Source organism: Hymenobacter negativus, from assembly GCF_017571495.1.
GTDB lineage: Bacteria > Bacteroidota > Bacteroidia > Cytophagales > Hymenobacteraceae > Hymenobacter > Hymenobacter negativus.
This window is the reverse complement of record NZ_JAGETZ010000018.1, coordinates 28771-41214: the sequence shown is the minus strand read 5'-3', so window position 1 is coordinate 41214 and position 12444 is coordinate 28771. Positions and strand designations below refer to the sequence as shown.

Here is a 12444-nt window from a genome sequence, read left to right as displayed (position 1 = left end):
GGCCGAGTGAGGTTATGCCAGCGCGAGTGGGGATTCGGGAGCCTCTGCAACGGCTTCTCTCACCACCAAACGCACCAGCAAGACCATGCCGCCCACGGCCGCTACCCCCACGCCGATGTAGAGGAAAGCCGTGCTGTAGCTGATGGTAGCCGATTTGAACAGGAACCCCACCAGCATGGCCCCCAGGTTACCGCCCGCGCCCACCACCCCGCTCACGCTGCCAATGGCCCGCTTGTTCACAAAGGGCACAATGGAGTAGGTGCAGCCGTTGGCCATTTTCAGAAACAACGCAAACAGCAGCATGGCCGCAATGGCCAGTGTGAGGCTAGGAGCCAGCGAAAAAATGGCAATGCCGATGCCTTCCAGCACCAGGAGGCCGCTCAACAGCAGCCATTTTCCTTTCAGGCCGTAGGCGCGGCCGGCACGGTCGCTCACGATACCGCCCAGGCCGCGGGCGAAAATATTCATGAAGCCAAAAATGCCAGCCAGCACCCCGGCCATTACCAGCGAGGCCCCAAAATGGTCGACGAAGTACACGGCGGCCACGTTGTCAATGGTAATTTCGATACCGAAGCAGGCCCCGTAAGCCAGCGCCAGCAGCCAGGTGCGGTAGTCACGCAGGGCCAGCAGGAAAGTCCCGGCTTTGCTTGCCGTTGCGTTGCGCTCGATGTCGGCGTAGTTGCCGCGCGGCGTGTCCACGGTGTAGCGGTAGTATAGCACGGCCATAATCAGCAGGATAACGCCGGGCACCACCATGGCCGGGCGCCAGGAATTGGCCTTGTCCACGTAGCCCAGGGCCACGAAAGTGGCGGCCACCAGCGGCATCAGCATGTTGGCGATGCCGCCGCCGAGGTTGCCCCAGCCGCCGGCCACGGCGTTGGCCGTGCCCACCACGTTGGGCGCGAACATCATGGACGTGTGAAACTGCGTGATGACGAACGAAGCGCCAATGACCCCAATGGCCAGCCGGAACAGCAAAAAGCTTTCGTAGCTATGGCTGGTGCCAATGAGCAGCACCGGAATAGCGCCCACCACCAGCAGAATGGTATAGGCCAGGCGTGGCCCCAGCGTATCACAAAGCTTGCCCATTACCAGCCGGGCCAGAATAGTAGCCGATACCGACGCGATAACGATGTTACCCACTTGGCTCTTATCCAGGTGCAGCTGCTCGCGCACCAGCGGCATGAGCGGCGCAATGCCAAACCAGCCGAAAAAGCAGAAGAAAAACGTGAGCCAGGTGAGGTGAAATGTGCGCATCTGCACCCCCTTGGTGGCGAAGATGTTGAGCTTATTGAGCGGCTGGACACTTAGGGGAGCTTCCATATTTGCAGTCAGTGGTTAAGCAGGTGTGAGCAGTGGAATGAGTTGGGCCACCCAGCCGGGTCAGTTTTTGAACAGCACCGGCTTGAAGGTGAGCATGGCCCAGGCCCACTGGTTATGCTGCTGGCCATCGCGCCCCTTCAGGGCATCGAGCGAAGAAGTGGCCAGGAAATGCGAATAGCCCAGCTTGAAGTTGAATTCCGGGCTCACGTTGGCGTTCAGTACCAGGTCCAGCTCTTCGCCGAGACGGGATTCCAGCCGCTGGTCGGTGGTGCCGGGCGCATACACCGTGGCCGGCGACTCAAAGTGGTGCAGGTGGGCCAGCAGACTGGTTTTGGCACCTAGCTTAAAGGTGGTTTTGAGGTAGAAATCGGCCAGACCGGCGGTGCGACCACCCTGGCCGTGGTTGTTGCCCACGTAGAAGTAGTCCATGTGCCCGTAAAAAGCATGGTTGGTGCCGTAGAGGGGCAAAAAAGCGCGGTTTTTGGTATCGGTAGCATCGGAACCGGACAGGAAATCGACGCCGAAGGTGAGCGGGGTAAACTTGGTGGGCACCGTTGCGCTCACGGCTGCCAGGTAGGCGCGGACCTGGCGGCGGGCCACGTCGTCGCCGGTCTGGTAATAAAACTCGCCGGCCAGCGTGGTCTTACCCAGTAGTCTTTCGCCTACTACGCCGTAGGTCTGCCGCGCGTACATGCTGGAATCGGGCCGCTGCCGGACGTCATTAAACAGCAGGACCGAGAGCTTGCCACGCGCCCAATCCTTGTGCAGCCACAGGTATTGCATGGCCTTGTAGTTGTCAAGGCCGCCGTAAAATGTATCGGCCAGCTTGTTGGGCTCCAGTGAAAACGACTGGTTGAAGGCCGCCCCTGCGTGGGCAGCAAACCCGCTGCTGTCGGCGTACATAAACTTCACCGCATCGTGGCTCCGCCCCTGCTGCGCCCAGTCGAGGCCGCCCAGAAACCGTGCGTTGTCGTAGTCGAGCACTTGCCGGCCAGCCCGCACTGCCAAGTGTGGCGTGAGGGCGTATTCGCCGTAGGCCTCAAACACGTTGAACAGGTTGGGGTCGGTTTTATATACCTGATTGGTACTACCCCAAATGCGCACGTCCTGCACCGAAAGTCGCACTTGCAGCTTCTCGTGGCCATAGCCCACGTTGAGGCGCGAGCGCTGCTCCACAAAAGCCGCCGGCTTTTCTGCGTGGGTGTTCACCGTCCGAAAACCGTCGCGCAGCTCTGCCCGCGGCCGAATTTCAGCCGATAATACCAACTGCCCAAAGGCAGCCGGTGCCCACAAAAGGGCGCCCAGGAACCCGGAGGCTCTCAGCAAATTTTTCGTAAACGTTTTTTGCATAAGAAGGTGTCTGGCGTGCGTAGTGCAGGAGCATTATCCGGTTTCAGTCCGCTTCCCAGCCGATGTACACGTTGTCGCCCTCCACTTTCACCGGGTAGGTTCGGATGCTGCACTCATCACCGTTCAGGCACTCGCCCGTCAGCAGCGAAAACGTACGCTTGTGGAACGGGCAGGCCACTTTGGGCTCGCAGGCTTCACCGGTGCTGCCAATCATGCCGCGGGCCAGGGCCATTTGCTGCTTGTGCGGGCACAGGTTCTGGGTGGCGTACCACTCGCCGCGCCGCGCGAAGTTGAAAATGGCCACCTGCTTGCCTTCTACCAGGGCGCAGGCACCGCCGTCGGCGGGAATGTCGGTGGTTTTGCACACGGGCAGCCAAGTGATGTCGGTTGTAGTTTCCATGTTGTAGCAATGATGACGCGGGGTGCTGCCCCGTGCCGGTTATGGGCAGGCCTGCGACGTGCGAGCGACGTGCGTTGGAATTGTACTGGCGATGCGGGCCAGAGGCCCTCGAATAGTCGGCTCAGGGCGAAGCCCTGCACCATCACGCGGCTTCCTACCAGGCTTTCACCTTTTTCTGCCCGCGCATTTCCTCGAACTCCACGTTCGGGTCTTTCGCCCTGGGCACGTTCACGAAGTGGGTGAACTGCTTGCGTAGCTCCGGATTCTCCACCACTTCGCGCCATTCGCAGTGGTAGGTGTTGATGAGTAGCGCCATTTCGGCCTCTAAATCGGCCGCGATGCCGAGGCTGTCGTTGACGACGACATTTTTGAGGTAGGCCATGCCGCCCTCCATCTTGTTGAGCCAGGTGGCGGTGCGGGCCAGGGGGTCGGCGGTTTTGATGTAGAACATCAGGAACCGGTCGAGGTATTGAATCAGCGTGGCGCTGTCCAGGTCGGTGGCCAGCAGCTGGGCGTGCTGGGGTTTGGCGCCGCCGTTGCCGCACACATACAGGTTCCACCCTTTCTCGGTGGCAATGATGCCGAAGTCCTTGGCCTGCGCTTCGGCGCACTCGCGCACGCAGCCGCTCACGCCGCCCTTCAGCTTGTGGGGCGAGCGGATGCCCTTGTAGCGGTTTTCAATTTCGATGGCAAACGACACACTGTCGTGCAGGCCAAACCGGCACCAGGTGCTGCCCACGCAGCTTTTCACGGTGCGCAACGACTTGCCGTAGGCATGCCCGCTCTCAAACCCGGCGTTAATCAGCTCCTCCCAGATATCGGGCAAGTCGCCCACGTGGGCCCCAAACATGTCGATGCGCTGCCCACCCGTGATTTTGGTGTAGAGGCCGAACTTCTTCGCCACGCTCCCAATCACCATCAGCTGCTCGGGCGTCACCTCGCCGCCCGCAATGCGCGGCACCACCGAGTAGCTCCCGCCTTTCTGGATATTGGCCAGGTACCGGTCGTTGGTGTCCTGAATGGTGTGCTGCTTCACAATCAGGTCGTTCCAGAGGCCCGCCAGAATGCTGCCCAGGGCCGGCTTGCAGGTTTCGCAGCCGTCACCCTTGCCAAAGTGGTCGAGGGCCGCATCATACGTGCGAATGTTGTTGATTTTCAATAAGTCGAACAGCTCCTGTCGCGAGTAGTCGAAATGCTCGCACAGCACGTTTTTGATGTAGGCGCCCTGGGCCGTGAGCGTGCCGTTGATAAGGTCCTTTACCAGGGGGACGCAACCGCCGCAGCCGGTGCCGGCCTTATTGCATTTCTTCATCGCGTCTACGGTGGTTACGCTTTGCTCCGTCACGGCCGCGCAGATAGCACCTTTGGTCACGGCTTCGCAGGAGCACACCAGGGCCTCGTCGGGCAAGCTCATCACGCCCGCGCCTTCGGCTGCCTCGCCGCCGCGGGCGCCCAGCATCAGGTCCTCGGGGTGCGGTGGCAGGGCGAGCTTGTTGTTCACGGTTTGCAGCAGCATGTTGTAGGCTTCGGCGTCGCCGATGAGCACGCCACCGAGCAGGTACTTGCCATCGGGGCTGACGTTAATGCGCTTGTACACGCCGCTGTGAGCATCTTCGAACACGATGCTGCGGCTGTGCGGCACAGCAATAAAGGGGTCGCCGAAGCTGGCCACGTCCACCCCAATCAGCTTGAGCTTGCTGCTCATGTCGTAGCCGCCAAAGGCGCGGGCGCCCTGTGTAAGCTGGCTCACTACTACTTCGGCCATGTCGTAGCCCGGCGCTACCAAGCCGTAAATCATGCCGCCGTGCAGGGCACACTCGCCAATAGCGAAGATGCTTGCGTCGCTGGTGCGCATCTCGTCGTTAACCACAATGCCGCCGCGCAGGCCCACGTCGAGGCCGGCCAACCGGGCCAGTTCGTCGCGGGGCCGGATGCCGGCCGAAATCACCAGCATGTCGACGGGCAGAATGGAGCCGTTGCCGAAGTGCAGCGCGTCAATCTTTTCCTCGCCGCCGATACTGGAGGTGGCCTTGTTTAAGTGGATTTGCAGGCCCAGCGCTTTCAGCTTGCTTTGCAGCATCTGGCTGCCCGCATCGTCAATCTGCCGGGGCATCAGCCGCGGGGCAAACTCTACCACATGGGTTTCGGCCACACCCAAATCGAGCAGCGCTTTGGCAGCCTCCAGGCCCAGTAGGCCACCACCAAGAACGGCTCCGCTGTGGGCGCTACCCGCATAAGCCTTTATTTTTTCCAGGTCTTCAATGGTGCGGTACACCATCACGCCCGCTTTCTCCACACCCGGAATATCTGGTACAAAGGCTGATGAGCCCGTGGCGAGCACCAAGTAGTCGTAGGGCTGTACCAGGCCGCTGTGGGCATGTACGGTGCGGGCATCTCGGTTTATTTCCTGCACAGCATCGCCGAGGTGCAAGGTGATACCGTTGTCGTGGTACCACTGCAGCGGGGCCATGAGCAGGTCGTCGGCCGTTTTGCCGCCGAAGTATTCGCTCAAATGCACCCGGTCGTAGGCCACGCGGGGCTCCTCTCCAAAGACTATCAGATTAAAGGCCGTGGATTTGGCAAGAAGCTTTTCGCAAAACTTATAGCCAACCATGCCATTGCCGATGACAACGACGGTGGGAAGGTGCTGCGGTACCATACTGACCGGGATTAGTTAGGAATACTGAATAGGCAGGAACTATGATGAATGGGTGGGATTTGGAAGACCTTTGGGGACAAAGGCGTAGAAGGCTATTTTAAAATATACCCCATAAATCTATGGGGTGTTTTAAACATATGCAAACAAATATAGCCACTACCCCCTCTCATCGCAATGTCATCTGTCGATAATCACCTTTATTTTATTAGCATATACCCTATTTTACAAAGTCAGCTTGTTATTCCATACCTGGAACCAACAAGCAAAGCGCCTTCCATGACTCACACGCACAAAAAGCGGGCGAGTGGCTACTGCCACCCGCCCGCTTTCAGACAGATTAGAAGGTATGTTGCTCGCCGCTAAAACCGGGCTATCAGGCGCAGGTTGACAATGCGTTGTGAGAGGTAGCTGGGCACAGAATACGTCACACCGTTCACATCCTGCAGGTAGCTGTAGCCAGCCACATTGTTGGCAGCCAATACATTGAGGATTTCTAGTCCAATCCACAAGCTGTCGAAGCTGTAGAAATGAGCTTTGGGAGCGTTATTGTTTTTCAGGCCAACGACTTTGGAAAAGCCTAAATCAACCCGCTTGTAGCTGACAGTCAGGGCGTCGGTACCGCGCAAATCGGGTTCGTTGGGTGGGCTGAACGGCAGGCCGGTGCCAAACACCAGATTCACGTAGCCGCGCACCGAAGGATTGTTGGGCAGGTGGTCCTGAAAGAACACGCCCACGTTCAGCCGCTGGTCTTGCGGACGGCGGATAAAGCCCTTGGGCTCGCGGCCGGTTACTTTGCCGCTGGCATCGACCACGTTCATAGAGTCGTCGGCAATGTTTTCCTGGGTAGTGAGTACGCCGAGGCTAAACCACGATTCGGCCCCTTTCACAAACTCGCCACTCAACCGAGCATCGAAGCCGGCGGCGTAGGCCCGGGCATTGTTCTTGGCAAAATAGCGCAGCCGCACGTTGTCGATGTCGTACGGCACAACATCGGTTAGGTACTTATAATAGAGTTCCGTCGAAAACTTGAAGGGCCGGCCGTACTTCTCAAAGTTGATTTCCTTCCCCAAAATAAAGTGGTAAGACTTTTGGGCCCGAAGCTCCAGGTTCAGGTTAGCAGTTTGGATAAGGGGCTGCGTGGGGTCGGTGCGGTCGCCGGCTTGGTTGCGCAGTTCCCGATAAAACGGCGGCTGGTAGTACACACCCACGGCCGCCCTAAACGAGCGGTTGGGGTGCGAGCGGCTGATTTGCGAATACTGAAGACGCGGGCTGATGACCAACTGTCCATTTGTGCTCCAGTAGTGAACACGGGCCCCGTAGGTGAGCGTACGCAGCGAATCGAGGCTCCAGGTATCCTGCAAAAAGCCCTGCGTACGGGTACTTTCCAAGCTCAAATCCGACACCAGCCGGGTGCGGCGGGCATCGGGCACAAAATCGGCGGAGTCGGCAAAGCTGTACTCGTTGAGCGTATCGGTAATTTTTTCGCGGCCGATTTTTGCGCCCCAGCGCACGGTGTGGTTCAGGCTGGGCGTCCAGCGGCCCCGGGTTTCGGCCGTAAAAATGCGGGCCGTGAGAAAATTGCGCGAGTGCTTGAATTGCGAGCCAATGTCGCGTTGCCGCACGGCCTGGTTGAAATCAGGCGAACTTGGGTCGCGGTTGATTTCGGCGAAGGTGTAGGCCGCTTCCACATCGCGCAACTCAAACTCCCGCGACACCAAGGCTGAGCCCAGCAGCTCCATTTGCAGCTTCGAGGAGAAGTCATGCTTCAGGTTCAGCCCACCCTGGTAGGTATCGTACTGCATGCGCTCGCGGCCGTCGTAGGCAATGAACACGCGGGTGAGCTGGTTGGTACCGGTTGAAAACGTGGATTGCCCGGTTTCGGGCGAGAAGCGGTAATCGTTGTGCGCCACCACACCCAGCAGCCCCAGCGTGGTGCGCTGCATATCCTCCTTCTTGCCGAGGCCAATAGTTACGAACGCCTGACCATCGTAAAATGTCGGGTTGTACCCCCCCTGCTGCTGTTTTAGTGAGCTAAGTACGTACTGCGCGTTCTTGTAGCGCACGCCAGCCAGGTAGCTCACCCGTCCATTGGCCGAGCGGGCTTCTGCATGGGCCGCGCCACCCACCAGGCTGGCGGTGAACGAAGCCGCGAATTTCTCTGGGGTCTTATAATCCACGCTCAGCACCGAGGCCAGCTTGTCGCCATACTTGGGCTGCCAGCCGCCGCTGCTAAACTCAATCTGCTTCACCAAATCGGGGTTGATGAAGCTCAGTCCTTCCTGCTGCGCCGAACTGACTAGAAACGGCCGATAAATCTCGAATCCGTTGACGTACACTAGGTTTTCATCATAGTTGCCGCCGCGCACGTTGTAGGTGCTGCTCAACTCATTGTTGGAAACCACGCCGGGCAGCGTCTTCAGAATGGCGTTGAAATCGCCAAATGGCGAGGGCAATTCCTTGGCCGAGCGCGGGTCGATGCGGGTGATACTAACTTGTTCCCTGGTATCGGCCTGGTCAGAACGGCCGGTCACGCGCACGCCGCTCAGGGCCTTGGTATCCAGGCGCATGCTTAAGCGCAACGGCCGGCTGGCATCGGCGGGCAGCTTCAGGGGCTGGCGAAGCGTGAGGTAGCCCAGCCGGCGTACCACCAGCACGGCCAGCTGACCAGTTGCCGGCACCCGCACCGATAAGGAAAAGGTGCCGTCGGCTGCCGTATTGGTGCCGCCCGGCTGGCCTTCCACAGCCACCGCGGCCAGTTCGAGAGGCTGTCCGCTGGCATCACGCAGGGTACCGGTGATGGTTACAACCGTGGTAAGGGCCGCCTGCACTGGCTCTGGATTGGGCGTTTGCGCCTGGACAGCCGCCGGTAGCAGCAGCAGTGCCGCGAAGCTCCAGACCGTTGTAGCCGCCAGACGGCTGTTCGTAGTTACTTTCAATGACAGCCGACGCGGAGTAGCAGTTTTTCTCACAGTGCTCAAAAACGGATGAACCGTGCGGTTATTGCGCCCGGCTGGGCGAAAGGCTCAGCTCCAGGCCGGCCAGGTGGTCGCGCATAGCAGCCAGCGTGGCTACCGGGCCTTCCGGCGCGCTGAACACGAAATTACCGGCCACCAACACGTCGGCCCCGGCTTCTACCAGCGGGCCGACATTGCTCATGTTCACGCCGCCGTCCACTTCAATCAGGGCGTCCGAACCGGTGTCGAGCAACAGTTCTTTCAGCATGGCCACTTTTTTGAGGGTGTTGGGAATAAAAGCCTGGCCCCCAAAACCAGGGTTTACCGACATCACCAGCACCACGTCGAGGTCGGCGGCAATGTCTTCGAGCAGCGACACGGGTGTGGCCGGGTTCAGTGCCACTCCGGCCCGAAGACCCAGCTGCTTGATTTGCTGCACTACCCGGTGCAGGTGCGGGCAGGCCTCGTAGTGCACCGTAATGCTGCTGGCCCCGGCATCGCGGAAAGCGGCCAGGTAATTCTGGGGCTCTTCAATCATCAAATGCACGTCGATGGGCTGCTTGGCGTAGCGGGCCACCGCTTGCAGCACGGGCAGCCCGAACGAGATATTGGGCACGAAGCGGCCGTCCATCACATCAAAGTGCAGCCAGTCGGCGGCGCTGTTAGCTAGGCGTTCGGTTTCGGCTTGTAGGTTGGCCAAATCAGCGGCCAGAAACGACGGGGCCAGCAGAGGGGCGCGGCGGGTTGAATTCATGGCGACGAAGATACAGCCGCCGCGCCCTACCCAAACGCAGCCGGGCCGAAGCTTCGGCTCTACTTTTGTGCCCGGCCCGCGCATAGAATCCTCGCGGCGTGGGCTACGGAATTGAGCGGCATGGCCGCCAATTGCTCATTCCTGATTGCTCATTATTAATTGAAATAGCAGCGTGCCCCACCTCGTTCCCCTTCTCATTCGCGGTATCAACAACCTCTCCGATGCCCGCTACTGCGCCGGCATGGGTGCCGAAAAACTCACCTTCGTACTCGACCCCGCCCTGCCAGGTCACCTCGACACCAAGACCGTGAAAGAGCTGGCCGGCTGGATTGCCGGAGTTGAACTAATAGGTGAATTTGACCAGCTTAGCGCCCATGAGATAAACGGAATAGCTGCCGAATGCGGCCTCGATGCGGTGCTACTCCACTCCTTCCGCAGCGCTATTGAACTGGCCCACATTGCGCCACCCGTCTACCTCGAGCTTGCCTCCGAGGATGCACAATCAGTTCAGCCATTACCCGACTCCCTTGTTGGCCTGGTAATAGAACTACCCGAAATCACGACCATTGAAACCCTCGAAACGCTACGTGAGCTCAGCAGCCAAAAGCCGCTCTGGCTCGGCCCCGGCCTCAACCCTGAGCGGGCGTTGGCCATGGTTGAGGCCGTGCAGCCGGCCGGCCTGTCATTACCTTCGGGTGATGAAGTGAAGCCGGGCCTGCGGGATTTCGACCAGCTCGAAGCTGTATTCGAGGCATTGGAAAATTAGCAGCACGAACTTTCTATTCCGCCCCCCATGCCTTGCCAACGATGCGGGGATGCAAATTGGAAAGTTCACGCTAACTAGCTAACCCGAAACTGCACGTACTTAATGGGCACGCCCACGGCCCGGTACTTGCCTTCGAAATTAGTCTGAATGGCTTGCGCTTCGGTAAACGCCAAGTCGGTTTCCGAATACAGGTCCCGCGTAAAGCGCTCAATCACGGCACCAGGCCGGGCAGCCAGCGTTTCCAGCGTGTATTCAAACAGACCTTCGTTGTCGGTTTTGAGATGGAGCAGGCCGCCGGGAGTTAACAATTGTTCGTACAGCGCCAGGAAGCGCGGGGAAGTGAGCCGGCGCTTAATGTCGCGGTCGCGGGGCCGCGGGTCGGGAAAGGTAATCCAGATTTCATCCAGTTCACCAGGGTCAAATTGGGCGGCCAGCGCCTCGGCCCGCATCCGCACGAAGCCCACATTGGTGAGGCCCATTGCTTCGGCCCGGGTGCTCCCCCGCCAAATCCGCTCGCCCTTAATATCGAGCCCCAGGAAATTACGGTTGGGGTGACGTTGGGCCAGGCCCACGGTGTATTCGCCTTTGCCACAGCCTACTTCCAAGGTCAATGGGTACGGAGCCTTAAAAAAATCAGTCTGCCAGCGGCCACCCAACTGCTCATATTCGGGCTTGCCAGGTTCAATAATGTCAGGACGGGTGGCGTTATCGTTGAAACGCTGAAGCTTAACGCGGGACAAAGGCTTTTTTAATGAGAATGAGGAGTGAAAAATGAGGAATTGTCGAACGACGCACTTGCCAATTCTTTATTCCTCATTCTTTATTCTTAATTAATTGGAGTAGAGTTCTTCAACTTCAGCCACTACAAAGGTACTGCCACCAATAAAGACAGCGTCCTCGGGGCTGGCGGCGGCGCGAGCAGCCGCTACGGCTGCCGCGACCGATTCGTATGCCTGGCCTTTTAAGCCTAGTTCACTCGCCTGCTGTGCCAGCTCAGCAGCTGGCAGGGCGCGGGGAATATTGGCCGCACAAAAGTAAAACACGCCCTCTGCTGGCAACAGGGCCAACATGGAAGCCACATCTTTATCATTGACGGTACCGATAACCAAATGTAAACGCCGATACGGCACGCGGTGCAACTGCTCCATCACCATTCCCAACCCGGCGGCGTTGTGGCCCGTATCACACACCACCAATGGGCGGCGCCCGATAATGCTCCAGCGCCCACGCAGTCCCGTCAGTTGCGTTACCTGCCGCAAGCCGGTACGCACAGCTGCTTCCGTGCTACGGAAGCCCAAGGCCCGCAACTCATCCAGCGTGGCCAGTACGCCAGGAATGTTGAACTGTTGGTAATCGCCGGGCAGGCCCAGTTCAGCATTGGCCAGGTAGGGCCGGCCGTGCTGGGTGATGGTCAGGGGGCGCAACCCGGTTTCGGACGAGGCTTCGGCGGAGAAAGTGGCCTGATAAACCTCATCAGCAAAAACCAGGTGCGCGAGCTTGGCGGTTGCTTCACGCCGAAACACGTCGGCCACTTCCGGTTGGGTCTGGCTCACCACCACCGGCACGCCGGATTTGATGATTCCCGCTTTTTCCGCCGCTATTTCGGGCAACGTATTGCCTAACAGCGCCTGGTGGTCGAAGCTGATATTGGTGATAAGCGAAACCAGCGGTGTAATGATGTTTGTGGAATCGAAACGGCCACCGAGGCCCACTTCAATGATGGCGATGTCCACACGCTGCTCAGCAAAGTAGGCAAAGGCTAGCGCTACACACATTTCAAAGAACGACGGCTGCACCTGCTCAAACAGAGGCCGCCAGCGCTCCACCCATTCAACTAAGTACCCGGCCGGTAGCTCCTGTCCATTCACCCGGATGCGCTCAGTGAATTCGCGCAGGTGGGGCGAGGTGTAGAGGCCCACTTTGTAGCCCGCCGCCTGCAACACCGCTGCCAGCAGGTGCGAGCTACTCCCCTTGCCATTGGTGCCGGCTACGTGCACGCTCCGAAATTTCTGTTCCGGGTTGCCCAGCGCTTCGGCCAGCATCAGCGTGTTTCCCAAACCTTTTTTGAAGCCCGCCGCGCCCACCCGTTGAAACATGGGCAGCTGCTCGTACAGGTAAGTCAGCGTTTCTTGATAGCTCACGGGTTAGTGTGAATAGGGTTAGCAAGCCACAAATTAACGGCCAGCAGACTTAATAACAGCCAAAAGCCCCGTGGCCTGCACAACAGACCACGGGGCT

General features: G+C 59.1%; 9 protein-coding genes. 1 reads left to right on the top strand and 8 read right to left on the bottom strand.

What is annotated here, in order from left to right; genetic code table 11:
* Nucleotides 1-12: 12 nt before the first annotated feature.
* The 6 genes from J4E00_RS25960 to rpe form a co-directional block, all read right to left on the bottom strand.
* Nucleotides 13-1323, bottom strand: a complete 1311-nt coding sequence (locus J4E00_RS25960) for an MFS transporter (RefSeq protein ID WP_208178263.1) — start codon at nt 1321-1323, stop codon at nt 13-15.
* A 60-nt stretch (nt 1324-1383) separates the two neighbouring features.
* Complete coding sequence (locus J4E00_RS25955) at nt 1384-2649, bottom strand: alginate export family protein (protein ID WP_236050171.1); 1266 nt, start codon at nt 2647-2649, stop codon at nt 1384-1386.
* A 67-nt stretch (nt 2650-2716) separates the two neighbouring features.
* Nucleotides 2717-3073, bottom strand: coding sequence for a nitrite reductase small subunit NirD (gene nirD / locus J4E00_RS25950; RefSeq protein ID WP_208178261.1), 357 nt, complete (start codon nt 3071-3073; stop codon nt 2717-2719).
* 154 nt (nt 3074-3227) lie between these two features.
* The gene (nirB, locus tag J4E00_RS25945) at nt 3228-5732 is read right to left on the bottom strand and encodes a nitrite reductase large subunit NirB (RefSeq protein WP_208178260.1); all 2505 of its coding nucleotides are present in this window, start codon (nt 5730-5732) and stop codon (nt 3228-3230) included.
* A gap of 359 nt (nt 5733-6091) precedes the next feature.
* Nucleotides 6092-8701: a TonB-dependent receptor plug domain-containing protein gene (locus J4E00_RS25940; RefSeq protein ID WP_317196673.1), complete on the bottom strand. Its 2610-nt coding sequence runs from the start codon at nt 8699-8701 to the stop codon at nt 6092-6094.
* Between the two features lie 28 nt (nt 8702-8729).
* Complete coding sequence (gene rpe / locus J4E00_RS25935) at nt 8730-9440, bottom strand: ribulose-phosphate 3-epimerase (RefSeq protein WP_208178259.1); 711 nt, start codon at nt 9438-9440, stop codon at nt 8730-8732.
* Between the two features lie 172 nt (nt 9441-9612).
* Between rpe and J4E00_RS25930 the strand changes: the two genes are divergently transcribed.
* Nucleotides 9613-10206 (top strand): hypothetical protein, encoded by a 594-nt coding sequence (locus J4E00_RS25930; protein ID WP_208178258.1) that lies wholly within the window; start codon nt 9613-9615, stop codon nt 10204-10206.
* 74 nt (nt 10207-10280) lie between these two features.
* On the opposite strand, the gene trmB is transcribed toward J4E00_RS25930, so the two are convergent.
* Both trmB and J4E00_RS25920 read right to left on the bottom strand, forming a co-directional pair.
* On the bottom strand, nt 10281-10946 hold the full coding sequence (trmB, locus tag J4E00_RS25925; protein WP_208178257.1) for a tRNA (guanosine(46)-N7)-methyltransferase TrmB: 666 nt from the start codon (nt 10944-10946) through the stop codon (nt 10281-10283).
* A 90-nt stretch (nt 10947-11036) separates the two neighbouring features.
* Complete coding sequence (locus tag J4E00_RS25920) at nt 11037-12347, bottom strand: bifunctional folylpolyglutamate synthase/dihydrofolate synthase (RefSeq protein WP_208178256.1); 1311 nt, start codon at nt 12345-12347, stop codon at nt 11037-11039.
* Nucleotides 12348-12444 lie beyond the last annotated feature (97 nt).

Coding starts and splice junctions, on each gene's coding strand:
- rpe (WP_208178259.1), bottom strand. CDS start 9,440: ATGAATTCAACCCGCCGCGCCCCTCTGCTGGCCCCGTCGTTTCTGGCC.
- J4E00_RS25960 (WP_208178263.1), bottom strand. CDS start 1,323: ATGGAAGCTCCCCTAAGTGTCCAGCCGCTCAATAAGCTCAACATCTTC.
- nirB (WP_208178260.1), bottom strand. CDS start 5,732: ATGGTACCGCAGCACCTTCCCACCGTCGTTGTCATCGGCAATGGCATG.
- nirD (WP_208178261.1), bottom strand. CDS start 3,073: ATGGAAACTACAACCGACATCACTTGGCTGCCCGTGTGCAAAACCACC.